Genomic DNA, 16,444 nt, shown 5'->3' with positions numbered 1-16,444 from the left:
CCCGCTCAATAGGCGACCGTTTCGGTCCGCCCACCCCGAATCACTTCGATGCTGCCGCCGCTCGGATGCCGCGCGACCACCCGCGGCACCGCACGCGGGGCCGGCGCCGCCGTCGTCGCGCTCTTCGACAACTCGCCCAGCACCACGCCCGCCGCGGCAAGCGTCGACGGACTCTTGTCGTCGCCGACACGAACCGCGACGGTTTGCGTCGCGACATCGTCGTCGCGTGGGTTACGCAGCGCGAGCACGAGCCGACCGCTCTGCTCTGCGAGCGTCAGCGCGTCGACCTGCGCGGTCGGCACGGCCAGCACCGCGGTCCGCGTCCCGACCACCGAGCCGTTCGAACTGTCCCGCTCGGTCGTTGCATCGCCGAACGACAGCACGCGGACTTTCGACATCAGCAGCCGCGCCTGGGTATTGACGATCTCGGCCGTCGACGTCCCGCCGATCGCCACGCCGGTCCCGTCGCGCTTCAGGTTCAGGAACACGTCGACATAGTTGCCGGGCCGCACGCGGTTGCCGACCGCGTTGGTCTCGTCGACCTTGATCGCGACGGCGCGTTCTCCCGGCGCGATCTGCTCGGCGAGGCCGGACGACAAGGCGCTCGCGACGACGGCCGCCTGCGCCGGAATGTCGGCAGCCGGCGTGCGGCCGACCAGCTGCAGCGGATCGGCGAACGCCCCCTGCGGCGCAGCGGTCGACTGCTGGACCTTCAGCGCATCGGCCGGAATCGGCTGGCCGGCTTGCAACGGCCGCGTCGTCACGACGACCGGCACGCTCTGCGTCGCGACCGTCGCGGCAACCGGCGCGACGTCGCCCGGCTTGCGACCGAGCATCCATGCATAGACGCCGAGCAGGATCGCGATCGCGATCAGCAAGCCCGCAATGATCTTCGTCAGGTTGTTGGCCATGGTGTTGTTATGTTTCCCCGCTACTCACGATTGAATTCTCCGCACAACGTGCCAACCGGGCGCCCTCGACCCGGCACGACGCCGTCGCTGCCGTCTATATGATGTTGACCGGGCTGATCTGGACCATCGCGGTGCCGGTGAGTGTCGACGGCACCGGCAACAGCGAACCGAGCAGCGGGAACGACGGAATCAGCGGGCTCTGCGAGTAGGGGTAGGTCAGCGTGATCTGCACGCACAACATTGTCGGGTCATACGAACAGTTGCCTTGCTGTGTGGGCGAACATGTCGACCCTTTCAGCCAAGTGGTCAGGTTCGTCGCGGCCGTGCATGCGGCTTGGGCCCGCGCCGCCAGCGCGGCTTGCTGGGCCGCCTGCACCGACGCGGCCGCGCCGACCTGCTGATAGTTCAACGCGGCGCGAGCGCCTTCCGTGGCGGCAAGCGTCAGGTTTTGCTGAGCCGCGAAGATCATCCCGTACGTGATGATCGCGTACAGGATCAGGAAGAACACCGGCAACATCAGTGCAAATTCGATCGCGGTTGCGCCGCGCTCGCGGCGCCGCATGCCGGATACCGGCCGGGCCGCCTTCATTGCATCCCCCCCACCGCGATCCGGTACAGGCACCACAGCGCCGCCGGGATCACGAGAAACGCGGCATACGGCGACGCGCGGAAACCGGCAATCTGCATCGTCGGGGAACGCCGCTGCCACAACGCCGACACCGGCGTACGGGTGGCGAAGACCAGCGTGCCGGCATGCGCGAATGCCAGCAGGCTCGCAATGATCCAGAGCCACAGCAACGCATACGGGCCGCACCACGCGCCCAGCACCGCGAATACCTTGACATCCGCGGCACCCATTACGCGCAGCACAAAAAACGGGAAAAGACTGAGAAAGCCGACCAGTGCGCCAATGAGCGCCTGATTCACGGATATGCCGAATGGATTATGCCCGGCGAGCACAAATGCAGATACGAATCCACCGATCACCAGTGAATTCGGTATACGCCTATGACGGATGTCCTCGAGCGCGACGAGCACCGCCCACGCGAGGAAAACCCCGACGCCAGTTAGCAGGATCATTTACGCCCCGAACGGCAAAACTTACCGCGCGGGTTGCCGAAGCAACCCGCGCCCCTAACAACAGGGAAATGAGCAAAAGCTCGTTCGTTATGCCTTCGGCAGCTGGTTCGCGATGTAGGTGAACGCCCCCGAGATGCCGCCCGTCAACGTGCTCATCGCACTGACGAGAGCGACTGCGATAAGTCCCGCGATGAGTCCGTACTCGACTGCGGTAACCCCGTCTTCTTCCTTAAGGAAACGCTTGATGATTGCTTTCATTTTATTCCTCGTGCCTGTATTTACGTTTTCTGGCCTTTTATACGTATACGTCCCCGCATATCTGGCCGTTTGCCCCAACCGTTCGCCACATCTGCTGTAACGACAACCGGGTGCGCTTTCTTTATAGGTCGCCCCGAAGGGCCTTGCTCACGATTTGATGCAAGTTAACATTCGCGATAGCGCTCCTCCTCGAACGTAGTGTACCGAACCGTACATTTCCTTACATCTGCTCCGGATTCTATATCCGATCCTATTTAAGTTCCAACCTCTTTTAACCACTCTGACGGAAAAAAATGACCAGGAGCACAACGTATTTGTACGGCGTTTCGGTACGACTTACACATAGGATTTACGATAGGTTAGATGTGCACACCTAATCCACCAGTAAAACAATTGCCTCGTCCACCAAGCCTGCGCGGGCCCCACGTTACGCCGCACGCGTAACGCCAATGTTGTGACGTTACGTTACGAAACGGCCGAAACCGTTCTCATTCATCTGCACTTAAACAGATTCAACAATCTTTCAATTTCCGGAACTTCCTTTTCCGACAAGGAATTGCCTCGTTTAAAACCGGTTGTCGAACCGTCGAGCCTCGAAATGGCACGACAGTTGCAGAGTAGTCCTCGCACCACTCAACACAACGCAGTTCACAACACATTTTTAATGCGAGGACGAAATGGACACTAAGGTTATCCCTCATGGCGTGTTCCGGACGACTCTGATCGCGGCCACCGTTGCAGCCATGCTTTCCCTCTCCGCGTGCGGCGGCTCCGGCTCCATCAGCCAGGGTCTCGGCGGCGGCGGCTCGAGCTCCGGCGGCGGCGATACGATCTCCACGTCGGGCGGCAACGGCTCCAGCGGCACCTCGGGTACGAGCGGTACGTCCGGCACCAGCGGAACCTCAGGCACGAGCGGCACGTCCGGCACCAGCGGAACCTCGGGCACGAGCGGCACGTCCGGCACCAGCGGAACCTCGGGCACGAGCGGTACGTCCGGCACCTCCGGTGTGTCGGCGAACCCGGTGGGAAATGTCCTCGCACAAGGCAGCAACATCATCACGAATGCCGGCGACACCGTCTCCGGCCTCGGCTCCGTCATCGGCAGCCAGACGCTGCCGGGCGTCAATCCGGCCACCACGCAAGCCGCGGGCGGCATCGTGCAAAGCGTCGGCGGTGCGGTTACCGCACTCGGCAACGGCCTCGGCAGCGGGCTCGGCCAACTCGGCGCGACGAAGGATCCGGTCGGCACCACGGTCGCCAGCACCGGCGGCGTGGTGAATCAGCTCGGCGGCGCAGTCACGCAAACGGGCAACCTGGTCACGAGCCTCGGCAGCGGCCCGCTGTCACCGCTCGCACCGGTCACGGGCGCGGTCGGCGGCCTCGTCACGACGCTCGGCGGTGCCGTGTCGAACGGCGGCACCACGCTCACCAACGTGCTGTCGACCGGCCCGATCCAGCAGGTCACGCAGACGGTCAGCTCGGCCATCACGCCGATCACGACCATGGTCGGCCAGACGACCCAGACGATCGGCACCGCAACCGGCCTCGGCGCGCCGGTCAACACGCTGCTCGGCACGGTTGGCAACGGTCTGAACCAGGCTGGCGCCCTGCTCGCATCGACGGGCGGCAACCCGGTCACCACGGGCCTCGGCAACACCGTCTCGTCGACGGGCAACACCGTCAAGGCCGTCGGCGGCCTGCTCACGGGCGGCACCGGCGGCGTGACCAACCCGCTCGCCCCGCTCACGGGTCTCGTGTCGACGGTGACCGGCGCACTCGGCGGCGCAACGGGTGGCGGCAGCGGCCCGCTCGCCCCGGTCACCGGTCTCGTCTCGACGGTCACGGGCGCGCTCGGCGGCGCAGCCGGCGGCAGCGGCGGCCCGCTCGCGCCGGTCACCGGTCTCGTCTCGACGGTCACGGGTGCACTGGGCGGCGCAGCCGGCGGCAGCGGCGGCCCGCTCGCGCCGGTCACCGGTCTCGTCTCGACGGTCACGGGTGCACTGGGCGGCGCAGCCGGCGGCAGCGGCGGTCCGCTCGCGCCGGTCACGGGTCTCGTGTCGACGGTCACGGGCGCACTCGGCGGCGCAACGGGTGGCGCAGGCAGCGCAAATCCTCTGGCGCCCGTCACCGGTCTTCTCGGCGCAGTCACGGGCGCCCTCGGCGGCGCGACGGCTGGCGCAGGCGGCGGCAGCCCGCTCGCCCCGGTGACGAACGTCGTCTCCACGGTCACGAGCACGGTGGGCGTGCCGGCACTGAGCGGCGGCACGGGTGCCGTCACGAATTCGGGTTCGTCGTCGAATCCGCTGGCGCCCGTCACGTCGCTGATCGGCGGCCTGCTCGGCGGCACGCACGGCAAGTAATCCGACATCCATTCATCGAAAAGACAGCGAGGAGTCCATCATGTCCCAGCAACGTTCCCTCCCGACGGTCGCCCTGCGCCATTGGCGCGCGCCCCTCACCGCCTTCGCCGCGGCGTGCCTGCTGGCCGCCTGCGGCGGTGGCGGCGTCAGCTCGCCGCCGACCAGCAGCAACGACAACAACAACCCGAGCACGAGCGGCACGTCCGGGACGAGCGGCACCAGCGGCTCGTCGACCGGCACCAAGGGTGTCATCAGCACGGTCGGCCAGACGGCCACCGACCTCGGCAGCACGGTCGGCAACATCAGCCTGCCGGGCCTCGGCGACGGCGTGCCGAAGGGTATCGGCAGCACGCTGTCCAGCACCGGCACGATCGTCGGTGCGGCAGCCGATGCGGTGAGCAACGGGCTGGGACAGATCGGTTCGACCAAGGACCCGGTCGGCACCACGGTGGCCGGTCTCGGCAACGTCGTCGGTGCGACCAGCAACACGGTGTCCGGCCTGAGCTCGACGGTCAAGGCGCTGGGCACGGGCCCGCTGGCGCCGCTCGCGCCGGTCACGACGCCGGTCGGCACCGTGCTCGACACGGTCGCCAACGGCCTGACGGCCGCCGGCACGACGATCGGCTCGACGCTGTCGTCGGGCGCCGTGCAGCAGGTCACGCAACCGATCAGCTCGGCGATCACGCCGCTCGTGATCACCGCCGGCCAAGTCACGCAGCAGGTCGGCACGACGACCGGCCTCGGCCAACCCGTCTCGGGCCTGCTCGGCCAGATCGGCGGCGCGATCAGCTCGGCCGGCAAGCAGGTCGGCGGCACGTCGAGCCAGCCGCTCGTCGGCGACGTCGGCCAGCTCGTGACGGCAGTCGGCAACACCGTGACCAACGCGGGCGGCCTCGTCAATCCGAACGGCCCGAATGGCGCGGCGCCGATCCCCGGCCTGATCACGAGCCTCGTCGGCGGCTCGACGGCAACCGTCCAGAACGGCTCGTCGTCAGGTTCCGGTTCGACGAACCCGCTCGGCGGCTTGTTGTCGGGTCTGGGCTCGACGCCGCTCGGCTCGCTCACGGGCGCGCTCGGCGGCGCAGCAGGCGGCTCGGGCAGCGGCCCGCTCGCGCCGGTGACCGGCCTGGTCTCCACGGTGACCGGCGCACTGGGCGGCGCAGCAGGCGGCAGCAGCGGCCCGCTCGCACCCGTCACGAATCTCGTGTCGACGGTCACGGGCACGCTCGGCGGCGCCACGGGCGGCGCAGGCAGTGCAAACCCTCTCGCGCCCGTCACCGGTTTGCTGAATACTGTCACCGGAGCAGTTGGCGGTGCGGCAGGGTCCGGGGGGGCGAGCCCGCTCGCGCCGGTCACGTCGCTGGTCGGCAGCGTGTCGGGTACGGCATCGTCGAGCAGCGGTTCGACGGGCCTGCTGGCACCGGTCACGGGGTTGCTGGGTACGCTGGGTAGCGTTGGCAAGTAAGGAGGACGGTCGCGTCATCGCAGCCGGAGCGAATGGCGCGGCCGTACAAACACAACCGGCATTGCGGCACGCGGCGCGCGACACCCCGGTGTCGCGCGCCGGCATTACAAAGAAGACGAAAAGCAAGGCCTACGAGGAAGAACAATGAAATCCAGACTCGACAGATGGATGATGCTGCTCGCCATCGCGGCAGCAGGTACGGCACAGGCACAAACGCGCGTCGGCGGTAACCCGCTCGACTCCCTTCCCCAGATCAACGCGCCGAAGACGGGCCCGAACGTCACCGTGCAGGTCGCGCCGCAGGCGCCGCAATTGCAGGAGCTGCTGTCGCGGCACCTGACGCCGAAGACGTTCCAGGTCGAAGGCGTGAAGTCGATACCGTTCGAAGAAATCACGCGCCGCTTCACACCGCTCGTCGGCAAGGACATCACGATCGGCGAACTGATCGAAACCGCCAACGGCGTGACGACGCTGTACCAGGAACGCGGCTACGCGCTGTCGTTCGCGTTCGTCCCCGCGCAAACGTTCGAGAACGGCGTCGTGCGCATCACGGTGGTCGAAGGCTATGTGTCGGACGTCAAGGTCACCGGCAAGCCCGGCGCGATGGAACCGAAGATTCGCGCGATTGCCGCGCACATCACGGCCGATCGCCCGCTGCGCCGCGCGACGTTCGAGCGTTACGTGAACACGTTCGGCCTGCTGCCCGGCCTCACGGTGAAGGCGAATGTCCCGCCGCCGCAGACCACCGACGGCGCGACGACGCTCGAGCTCGCGGTCGATCGCAAGCCGTTCAACGTCAGCACGGGTATCGACTTCAACCACCCCGGCGTGCAGGGCCTCATCACCGCGACCGAAAACGGCCTGACGCGGTTCGGCGAGCAGTTGAGCATCTCGGCGCTCGCGCCGCCGGGACGCGACAAGCAAACCTATTTCGCGTTCAGCGGCGCGGTGCCCGTCGGCAGCAGCGGCCTGATCACGCGCCTCGATGCCAGCACGTATCGCGGCAAGCCGACCGACAACCCCGGGTTGCCGTCGTACGTCGAACGTACGGTGAAGAACGAAAAACTCGGTCTTTCGGCTTCCTATCCGTTGCTGTTGAACAACCAGCGCAGCCTGCTCGGCACCGTGTCGGGCTATGCGTCACACAACGAGGACCGCTACCAGAACCAGATCAACGGTGCGAGTCTCGATACGCGCTCGCAGGTCCGCGTGCTGCAGATGCAGCTCGACTACACGAGCGTCCAGCCGAAACAGGTACAGAAGCTGAGCGTCAACGTCGCGAAAGGCTTCAACATCCTCGGCGCATCGAAAGCGCAGGACATCACCGTCGGCACGACCACGACCTCGGTGGACAGCCCGATCTCGCTGACCTTCGTGCGCACCGGCGCGACCTTCACGCAGACGAACGAATGGCCGTTCCGGATCGGCACGTCGGTCTCGCTGACCGGGCAATACAGTCCCGACTCGCTGCCGACGTCCGAACAGATCTCGTTCGGCTCGACCCGTTACGCGCTCGGCTACCAGCCGGGCGAGACATCGGGCGACTCGGGCTGGGGGATGTCGCTGGAGGTCAACCGCGGCTTCACGCCGGGCTGGACGTATCTGAAATCGATCACGCCGTACATCGCATACGACATGGCGCGCGTGTATCTGCACTCGGGCACGCCGTCGCCGAACCGCATGTCGTCGGTCGGCATCGGCGTGCGGCTCACGGACAGCCGTTACTACAGTCTCGACCTGAACGTCGCCAAACCGGTGGGCGACGCACCGGTCGAAAGCGCATCGCGCAGCCCACGAATCAATGCGGCGTTCTCCTATCAGCTCAACTGATCGGTCACCCAAGTCACGAAACAGCCCGCGTCACGCGGGCTGTTTCGATTAGAGTCCCCTCTATCAAACGTGGCGCGCGGTTTCACGTATTCTGGCGAAGCTCGCAACATGCCCGCCCCATGCAGACGGTCGTGCGGGCGAATCGAACAGACATGCAAAACAAGGAGGATGACAATGATTCAACTGACCCGCCCGTTGCGTGCAATCGCCATTGCCGGCGCCCTGCTCGCGTGCGCAGCCCCCACGTTCGCGCAAGCCGATAGCCCTATCGGCATGTGGCAGACGATCGACGACAACACCCATCAACCGAAGGCACTCGTACAGATCGCCGAAGATGGCGACGGCTCGCTGACGGGCAAGGTCGTCAAGGGCCTCGGCGCGAACGATACGCCCGATCGCCGCTGCACCGCGTGCACGGACGAGCGCAAGGATCAGCTCATCAAGGGCATGACGATCATCAAGGCGATGAAGAAGGACGGCGACCACTGGGACGGCGGCAACATTCTCGACCCGGAGAACGGCAAGGTCTACAAGTGCAAGATGACGCTCGAAGACGGCGGTCAGAAGCTCGTGGTGCGCGGCTACATCGGCGTGTCGCTGCTCGGTCGTTCGCAGACCTGGGTTCGCCAGCAATAACGCCGTACGCGCCGAAACGCGCGGCTCAATGAAAAAATCGGCCTGCGACGACGTCGCCAGGCCGATTTCTTTTGGTGCGCGCACAACGAAACGCGACGGCATCACGCCGCGTGCTTCATCGCATCCGCTGCATAGCTACCCGGTGCACGATACGCGGGCGCTGCGTTGCTACGCGCCTCCGCCGCCTTCGATTGCGTGTGCTTGCGCATCCGCGCGGACAGTTCATTGCACAGATTCATGCCGGCGTCGCCATAAAGCTCACGCATCACGTTCATCAGCGTACCCGTTTCGTGCCACACCTTGAAGCGGCGATGGCATGTTTGATACGACGGGTAACGGCGCGGCATGGCCGACCATGTTGCGCCACTGTAGATCACCCAGAGCACGCCGTTCAGCACGGCCCGCGTATTGGCTAACGGCCGGCCGCGCAACTCGGTGCGCGGTTGCATTTCGGGCAGAAGCGGCGCGACGCAGCGCCATTCGTGGTCGGTCAAATCGCGATACGGGGTCATGGACATCTCCAGCCTTAATAACCATGACACCACAATATCGGCTCACCTCAACGATGAATATAAGACAAATCCGAAAATACCCGGAGATCGGCAGAATTTAACCGAAATTGACGTTTAAATCCCGCCAATTACCAAGCTCACCATCCGCTCAGGTCAACGACGTATCGACGATGCGGCGCGGTGTTTCGAGATACTCCTTCGACTGCATCTCGACGATGCGCGAGACCGTACGCGCGAATTCGTTGGCCATCGGGCCTTCGACGTACAACTCCTCGGCCGGCACCGCAGCGGACATCAGCAGCTTGACCTTGTGGTCGTACAGCACGTCGATGAGCCACGTGAAGCGGCGCGCTTCGGATGCCATCCGCGGCGACATCTGCGGCACCTCGGACAGCACGATCGCATGGAAGCGGCTCGCCAGTTCCAGGTAGTCGTTCTGCGAACGCGGGCCGCCGCACAGCGTCGCGAAATCGAACCACACGACGCCGTCCGCCTTGCGCAGCGCCTTCAATTCGCGTTTCTCGATATGCAGGATCGGGCTCTCGTCGGGCACCGCCGCGAGCTTGCCGAATGCATGGCGCAGTTCGCGATCGGCCTCCGCGCCGAGCGGCGTGTGATACATCTTCACCTGCGCGAGCGTGCGCTGGCGATAGTCGACCCCCGCATCGACGTTGAGCACGTCGAGCTTTTCCTTGATCAGCGCGATCGCCGGCAGCATGCGGTCGCGATGCAGACCGTCCGGATACAGATCGTCGGGATCGTAATTCGACGTCATCACGAACTGCACGCCGTTGTTGAACAGGCGATCGAGCAGGCGGTACAGGATCATCGCGTCGGCGATGTCCGACACGTGAAACTCGTCGAAACAGATCAGCCGGTAACGCTTCGCGATGCGTCGCGCGAGTTCGTCGAGCGGATCGGCCTGCCCTTTCAGCTCCTCGAGCTCGCGGTGCACTTCGCGCATGAATTCGTGGAAATGCAGGCGCGTCTTGCGCTGCACGGGTACGACTGCGTAGAAGCTGTCCATCAGGAAGCTCTTGCCGCGACCGACACCGCCCCACATGTAGACGCCGCGCGGAAGATCCGGATGATTGATGAGCTTCTTGAAAGCGTTCGAGCGGCGCGCCTTGTATTCGACCCATTCGTCGAAACAGCGCTGCAGGCGATCGACGGCCGCGCGCTGCGCGGGATCGGACTGATAGCCGCGCGTGGTCAGTTCGCGCGTGTAGTATTCGGTGACGTTCATCGGGCAAACCGGAAAGAACGAAGGCGAGCGGGAAACCCCGCCCGCCTTCGTCATGAGACGGCTGCGCCGGCCGACGGCCGGCAGGCGCTACCCCGTGCTCAGCTGTTCAGCGAGCGCTTGTCGACGGCGAGCGCCGCTTCGCGCATCACTTCCGACATCGACGGGTGCGGATGGCAGATGCGGGCGATGTCTTCCGACGCCGCCTTGAATTCCATCGCCACCACGGCTTCCGCGATCAGGTCCGACGCGTTCGCGGCGATCACGTGCACGCCGAGCAGTTCGTCGGTCTTCGCATCCGCGATCATCTTCACGAAACCGTCCGGCGCGTTCATGCCGAGTGCGCGACCGTTGATCGAGAACGGGAACTTGCCCGTCTTGATCTCGCGGCCTTCCGCCTTCAGCTGCTGCTCCGTCTTGCCGACCCATGCGATTTCCGGGTACGTGTAGATCACCCACGGAATGCAGTTGTAGTCGATGTGCGGCTTCTGGCCGTCGATCACTTCCGCGACCAGCACGCCTTCGTCTTCCGCCTTGTGCGCGAGCATCGGGCCGCGCACCACGTCGCCGATCGCGTACACGTTCGGCACCGCCGTGCGGCAATGGTCGTCCACGTCGATGAAGCCACGCTCGTTCGCCTTCAGGCCGATCGCCTCGAGGCCGAGGTTGTCGGTGTTCGGCACGCGGCCGACCGACACGATCAGGCGGTCGGCGTCGAGCGTCTGCGCGTTGCCGTCCTTGTCCGTGTAGGCGATCGACACGCCGTTCGCGGTCGTCTTCACTTCACCGATCTTCACGCCGAGATGGATGTCGAGGCCTTGCTTCTTGAACAGCTTGGCCGCTTCCTTCGCGAGCGCTTCGTCGGCTGCGCCGAGGAATGCCGGCAGCGCTTCGAGCACCGTCACGTCGGCGCCGAGGCGACGCCACACCGAGCCGAGCTCGAGGCCGATCACGCCTGCGCCGATCACGGCGAGCTTCTTCGGCACCGAGTCGAACGTCAGCGCACCTTCGTTGTCCGACACGATCTTGTTGTCGACCGGAATGTTCGGCAGGTGACGCGCCTTCGAACCCGTCGCGATGATCACGTTCTTCGCGGTGACGACTTCGGTTTCACCCTCGCCGCTCACTTCGATCTGCACGCCGGCGTCGGTCTTGCCGGTGAACTTGCCATGGCCCTTCAGCCAGGTGATCTTGTTCTTCTTGAACAGGAACTCGATCCCGCTCGTCATCTTCTCGACGATCGCGTCCTTGCGGCCGAGCATCTTCGCGACGTCGATCTTCACGCCGTCGACGGTGATGCCGTGGTCGGCCAGGTGATGCGACGTGTTCTCGAACTCTTCCGACGACGCGAGCAGCGCCTTCGACGGGATGCAGCCGACGTTCAGGCAGGTGCCGCCGAGCTTCAGCGCGCCGGCCGGGTTCTTCCACTTCTCGATACAGGCAACGGTCTTGCCGAGCTGCGCGGCGCGAATCGCGGCGATGTAGCCGCCGGGGCCGGCGCCGATCACGACGACGTCAAATTCCTTGGACATGACAATCCTTTCTACTTGTACGCCCGCAGGTTCGCGTGTGAGCGCGACCCTGCGGAACGGGTCGATGCAGTGAGACTCGGCTTACAGGTCGAGCAGCAGGCGTGCCGGATCTTCCAGCGCATCCTTCATCGCGACGAGCGACAGCACGGCTTCGCGGCCGTCGATGATGCGGTGGTCGTACGACAGCGCGAGGTAGTTGATCGGGCGGATCACGATCTGGCCGTTCTCGACGACCGGGCGCTCCTTCGTCGCGTGCACGCCGAGGATGGCCGACTGCGGCGGGTTGATGATCGGGGTCGACAGCATCGAGCCGAACACGCCGCCGTTCGAGATCGAGAACGTACCGCCCGTCATTTCCTCGATCGACAGCTTGCCGTCCTTCGCCTTCTGGCCGAATTCGGCGATCTTCTTCTCGATCTCGGCGAGGCTCAGTTGATCCGCGTTGCGCAGGATCGGCACGACCAGGCCGCGCGGCGAACCGACCGCGATACCGATGTCGAAGTAGCCGTGATAGACGATGTCGTTACCGTCGATCGACGCGTTCACGAGCGGGAATTTCTTCAGCGCATGGACGGCGGCCTTCACGAAGAACGACATGAAGCCGAGCTTCACGCCATGTTCCTTCTCGAACTTGTCCTTGTACTTGTTGCGCAGTTCCATGACCGGAGCCATGTTCACTTCGTTGAACGTCGTCAGGATCGCGTTGGTCTGCTGCGATTCGAGCAGACGCTCGGCGATACGCGCACGCAGACGCGACATCGGCACGCGCTGTTCCGGACGATCGTTCAGCCACGTCGCGGCCGACGCCGGCACCTTCACTTCCGGCAGCGACGGCTTCGCAGCGGCGGTCTTCGCCGGTGCGGCGGCCGGAGCGGCCTTCGGTGCGCTGCCTGCAGCCAGCGCGTCGCCCTTCGTGACGCGGCCGTCGCGGCCCGAACCTGCGACGTCGCCCGTCGACAGGCCCTTCTCGGCCAGCAGCTTCGCTGCGGCCGGCGATGCGGCGGCCGAGCTCGATGCGGTTGCGGCTGCCGGCTGAGCGGCCGGTGCGGCGGCAGCCGGTGCGGCGGCCGGCTTGACTTCGGCGGCGCCTGCCGCTGCTTCGGCAGCACCTGCCTTCGCTTCGGTGTCGATCGTCGCGATGATCTGGTCGGCCACGACCGTGTCGCCGTCGTTCTGCAGCACTTGCGCGAGCACGCCCGCTGCCGGTGCCGGTACTTCGAGGACGACCTTGTCGGTCTCGAGTTCGATCAGGATTTCATCCTGCGCGACTGCTTCGCCCGGCTTCTTCTTCCACTGCAGCATGGTGGCTTCCGACACCGACTCCGACAGCTGGGGGACTTTGACTTCTACGATAGCCATGTGATTTTCCTGGATGCTTAATCTGGGGTGTGACGAGGTTCGTGCGATTCCTTCGGCCGGAGCGGCGCGCTACGCGCCCGGCGGGCCAAAAGGGACGGGAAAGCGCCGCGCGCCTTCCCGTTTCGCTTGACGTCGGTTATTTCGCGATCGATGCGCTCTTCAGGCGGCCGAATGCCCCTTCGATCAGGGCCTTCTGCTGCTCGTAGTGCTTCGCGTAGTAGCCAACCGCCGGCGAGGCCGAAGCCGGACGGCCGCTGTATGCCAGCTTCTGCCCTTCCTTCATGCCTTCCTTCAGATGGTGCTCGACGTAGAACCAGGGGCCCTGGTTCTGCGGCTCGTCCTGCACCCAGACCACTTCAGTCGCGTTCTCGTACTTCTTCATTTCGGCTTCGAACTGCTTGTGCGCGAACGGATACAGCTGCTCGATCCGGATGATCGCGACGTCGTTCGCCTTCGCTTCGCGGCGATGTGCAACGAGGTCGTAATACACGCGGCCCGAGCATACCAGCACGCGCTTGACCTTCTTCGCGTCGATGCCGCCGTCGGTTTCGCCCAGCACCGGCTGGAACGACCCCTTCGCCAGTTCGGACAGGTCCGACACGGCTTCCTTGTGACGCAGCAGCGACTTCGGCGTGGCGACGATCAGCGGCTTGCGGAACAGGCGGATCATCTGGCGACGCAGCAGGTGGAAGATCTGCGCCGGCGTCGTCGGCTGAACGACCTGCATGTTGTGGTCAGCGCACAGTTGCAGGAAACGCTCGATACGCGTCGACGAGTGTTCCGGACCCTGGCCTTCGTAGCCGTGCGGCAGCAGCATCGTGAGACCCGACACGCGGCCCCACTTCACTTCGCCCGACGAGATGAACTGGTCGATCACGACCTGCGCGCCGTTGACGAAGTCGCCGAACTGCGCTTCCCACAGCACGAGCGTGTTCGGCTCGGCGGTCGAGTAACCGTACTCGAAGCCCAGCACCGCTTCTTCCGACAGCACCGAGTCGATCACCGTGAACTTCGCCTGACCTTCGGCGATGTTCTGCAGCGGCACGTACGTGCCGTCGTTCCAGCGCTCGCGGTTCTGGTCGTGCAGCACCGCGTGACGGTGCGTGAACGTGCCGCGGCCCGAGTCCTGGCCCGTCAGGCGCACCGAGTAGCCCGATGCGACGAGCGACGCGAATGCGAGGTGTTCGCCCATGCCCCAGTCGAGCGGCTGGTCGCCGCGCGCCATGTTGCGGCGGTCGTTGATCACGCGCTCGACGAGCGGGTGGACCTTGAAGTTTTCCGGGACGGTCGTGATGCGTTCGCCCAGGCGCTTCAGTTCGGCGAGCGGCACGGCCGTGTCGGCTGCGTCCGTCCACTTGCGGTTCAGGAACGGAACCCAGTCGACCGCGTACTTGCTCTTGTAGTTCGACAGGACCGGATCGACGGTGTGGTGGCCGTCGTCCATCGCCTTGCGGTACGCCTTCACGTAGTTGTCGGCGTCTTCGGCGGTGATCACGCCCTGCTGCACGAGCTTCTCGGCGTACAGCGCACGGGTGCCCGGGTGCTGCGCGATCTTCTTGTACATCAGCGGCTGCGTGACCGCCGGCGTGTCCTGCTCGTTGTGACCCAGCTTGCGGAAGCAGACGATGTCGATCACGACATCCTTGTGGAACTGCATCCGGTAGTCGATCGCGATCTGGATCGCGAGCACGACGGCTTCCGGATCGTCGCCGTTCACGTGCAGCACCGGCGCTTCGATCATCTTGACGACGTCGGTACAGTACAGCGTCGAACGCGCATCGCGCGGGTCGGACGTCGTGAAGCCGATCTGGTTGTTGATGACGATGTGCAGCGTGCCGTGCGTGCCGTAACCGCGCGTCTGCGCGAGGTTCAGCGTTTCCATCACGACGCCCTGGCCAGCGAAGGCCGCGTCACCGTGGATCTGCACCGGCAGCACTTGCAGGCCGTCTTCGTCGCCGCGACGGTCCATCCGCGCCTTCGCGGAACCTTCGACCACCGGGTTCACGATTTCGAGGTGCGACGGGTTGAACGCGAGCGACAGGTGGACCGGGCCGCCTTCCGTCGACACGTCCGACGAGAAGCCCTTGTGGTACTTGACGTCACCGGCCGGCAGGTCGTCGACGTGCTTGCCTTCGAATTCGGCGAACAGGTCGGCCGGCATCTTACCCAGCGTGTTGACCAGCACGTTCAGACGGCCGCGGTGAGCCATGCCGATGATGATTTCCTGCACGCCGCTCTTGCCCGCGTGCTGGACGACTTCGTCCATCGCCGCGATGAAGCTCTCGCCGCCTTCGAGCGAGAAGCGCTTCTGGCCGACGTACTTGGTGTGCAGGTAGCGCTCGAGGCCTTCGGCGGCCGTCAGGCGATTCAGGATGTGCTTCTTCTTGTCGATCGAGAACGACGGCGTCGCGCGGGTCGACTCCAGGCGCTCCTGCCACCAGCGCTTCTGTTCCGGATCACTGATGTACATGTACTCGGCGCCGATCGTGCCGCAGTACGTGTCGCGCAGACCCTTGACGATGTCGCGCAGCGAAGCCTGGTCGAAGCCGAAGTACAGGTTGCTTGCGCTGTAGGTCTGGTCGAGGTCGCCTTCGGAGAAGTCGTAGAACGCGGGTTCGAGCTCGGGAATGGCCGGGCGTTCGCGGCGCTTCAGCGGATCGAGATTGGCCCATTGCGAGCCGAGGAAGCGGTAGGCGCTGATCAGCGACTGGACGTGCACCTGCTTGCGTGCGGTCGCGAGATTGCTGGTGCTTTCGCGCGGGATGAAGGCATTGGCCTTAGCACGCTCGGCGAACGATTCGACGATCGGGAAATGCGCAACGTCATTGGCGTTCGAGCCGTCCGTTGCAGGCACGTTCTGCAGCGCGTCGAAATACTCTCGCCAGTTCTCCGGCACCGACGCCGGATTGTTGAGGTATGCATCGTACAGTTCTTCAACGTACGAAGCATTGCCGCCGAACAGATAGGAGTTCAGCTGAAACTGCTTCATTACATCTGACATTTTACGCTCACCTTTCTTCGAGCTTCTCGAGAAATAGCGGGTTACTCAACCTTCCGCGACACGGCCTGACCGTTTAGCGGATTGCGAATCAAGTCTTGCTTGGAAGGACCTAAAACTTGCGTGCGCGCAGCATATCACAGAACCGATACCGGAGTTCACGGCGAAATGTGCCTGAAAGCACCGCGCGGCGGGGTTTTGCCGGATTGCCGCGACCTGCGGGAACAGTGTTTTGCAGGCAATCCGGTTGCCCGACGCGC

General features: G+C 64.8%; 13 protein-coding genes. 4 read left to right on the top strand and 9 right to left on the bottom strand.

The genetic code is table 11. From position 1 onward, the window contains the following. Positions 1 to 5: 5 nt before the first annotated feature. The 4 genes from cpaB to H0X90_RS22045 all read right to left on the bottom strand — a co-directional run bounded on the left by cpaB (position 6) and on the right by H0X90_RS22045 (position 2,249). Positions 6 to 911: a Flp pilus assembly protein CpaB gene (cpaB, locus tag H0X90_RS22060; protein WP_034200650.1), complete on the bottom strand. Its 906-nt coding sequence runs from the start codon at positions 909 to 911 to the stop codon at positions 6 to 8. A gap of 94 nt (positions 912 to 1,005) precedes the next feature. Further along, positions 1,006 to 1,500: a TadE/TadG family type IV pilus assembly protein gene (locus tag H0X90_RS22055; RefSeq protein WP_006483477.1), complete on the bottom strand. Its 495-nt coding sequence runs from the start codon at positions 1,498 to 1,500 to the stop codon at positions 1,006 to 1,008. Beyond that, positions 1,497 to 1,991, bottom strand: coding sequence for a prepilin peptidase (locus tag H0X90_RS22050; RefSeq protein WP_006483488.1), 495 nt, complete (start codon positions 1,989 to 1,991; stop codon positions 1,497 to 1,499). The genes H0X90_RS22055 and H0X90_RS22050 overlap by 4 nt, the downstream gene beginning before the upstream one ends. An 87-nt stretch (positions 1,992 to 2,078) precedes the next feature. Further along, positions 2,079 to 2,249 carry a Flp family type IVb pilin gene (locus H0X90_RS22045; protein WP_006483497.1) on the bottom strand — a complete coding sequence of 57 codons (171 nt, stop codon included), beginning with the start codon at positions 2,247 to 2,249 and terminating at the stop codon, positions 2,079 to 2,081. A 677-nt stretch (positions 2,250 to 2,926) separates the two neighbouring features. On the opposite strand from H0X90_RS22045, the gene H0X90_RS22040 reads away from it, so the two are divergent. From H0X90_RS22040 to H0X90_RS22025, 4 genes are all read left to right on the top strand, one after another. Further along, a complete protein-coding gene (locus H0X90_RS22040) occupies positions 2,927 to 4,609 on the top strand; it encodes a collagen-like triple helix repeat-containing protein (RefSeq protein ID WP_077190100.1) in 1,683 nt (560 codons plus the stop codon). A 40-nt stretch (positions 4,610 to 4,649) separates the two neighbouring features. Beyond that, positions 4,650 to 6,074 carry a collagen-like triple helix repeat-containing protein gene (locus H0X90_RS22035; protein ID WP_034200652.1) on the top strand — a complete coding sequence of 475 codons (1,425 nt, stop codon included), beginning with the start codon at positions 4,650 to 4,652 and terminating at the stop codon, positions 6,072 to 6,074. Positions 6,075 to 6,218: 144 nt separating this feature from the next. Next, entirely contained in the window at positions 6,219 to 7,904 is a 1,686-nt protein-coding gene (locus H0X90_RS22030; protein WP_006495336.1) for a ShlB/FhaC/HecB family hemolysin secretion/activation protein, read from the top strand. 174 nt (positions 7,905 to 8,078) lie between these two features. After that, the gene (locus H0X90_RS22025; protein ID WP_006483501.1) at positions 8,079 to 8,540 is read left to right on the top strand and encodes a DUF2147 domain-containing protein; all 462 of its coding nucleotides are present in this window, start codon (positions 8,079 to 8,081) and stop codon (positions 8,538 to 8,540) included. A 101-nt stretch (positions 8,541 to 8,641) separates the two neighbouring features. On the opposite strand, the gene H0X90_RS22020 is transcribed toward H0X90_RS22025, so the two are convergent. The 5 genes from H0X90_RS22020 to H0X90_RS22000 all read right to left on the bottom strand — a co-directional run bounded on the left by H0X90_RS22020 (position 8,642) and on the right by H0X90_RS22000 (position 16,187). Then, on the bottom strand, positions 8,642 to 9,052 hold the full coding sequence (locus tag H0X90_RS22020) for a transposase (RefSeq protein ID WP_006483499.1): 411 nt from the start codon (positions 9,050 to 9,052) through the stop codon (positions 8,642 to 8,644). 148 nt (positions 9,053 to 9,200) lie between these two features. After that, positions 9,201 to 10,298 (bottom strand): cell division protein ZapE, encoded by a 1,098-nt coding sequence (zapE, locus tag H0X90_RS22015; RefSeq protein ID WP_012492563.1) that lies wholly within the window; start codon positions 10,296 to 10,298, stop codon positions 9,201 to 9,203. Positions 10,299 to 10,396: 98 nt separating this feature from the next. Continuing rightward, positions 10,397 to 11,827 carry a dihydrolipoyl dehydrogenase gene (gene lpdA / locus H0X90_RS22010; protein ID WP_006483484.1) on the bottom strand — a complete coding sequence of 477 codons (1,431 nt, stop codon included), beginning with the start codon at positions 11,825 to 11,827 and terminating at the stop codon, positions 10,397 to 10,399. Positions 11,828 to 11,908: 81 nt separating this feature from the next. Then, positions 11,909 to 13,186 carry a 2-oxoglutarate dehydrogenase complex dihydrolipoyllysine-residue succinyltransferase gene (gene odhB / locus H0X90_RS22005; protein WP_006493538.1) on the bottom strand — a complete coding sequence of 426 codons (1,278 nt, stop codon included), beginning with the start codon at positions 13,184 to 13,186 and terminating at the stop codon, positions 11,909 to 11,911. A 136-nt stretch (positions 13,187 to 13,322) separates the two neighbouring features. Continuing rightward, positions 13,323 to 16,187 carry a 2-oxoglutarate dehydrogenase E1 component gene (locus tag H0X90_RS22000; RefSeq protein WP_006495342.1) on the bottom strand — a complete coding sequence of 955 codons (2,865 nt, stop codon included), beginning with the start codon at positions 16,185 to 16,187 and terminating at the stop codon, positions 13,323 to 13,325. Positions 16,188 to 16,444: the final 257 nt, after the last annotated feature.

This window comes from Burkholderia sp. 9775_39, assembly GCF_015712225.1.
In the GTDB taxonomy this organism is placed as follows: domain Bacteria; phylum Pseudomonadota; class Gammaproteobacteria; order Burkholderiales; family Burkholderiaceae; genus Burkholderia; species Burkholderia cenocepacia.
Note: the sequence above shows the minus strand (reverse complement) of the source record. Positions and strands in the feature narration are given on the sequence as shown.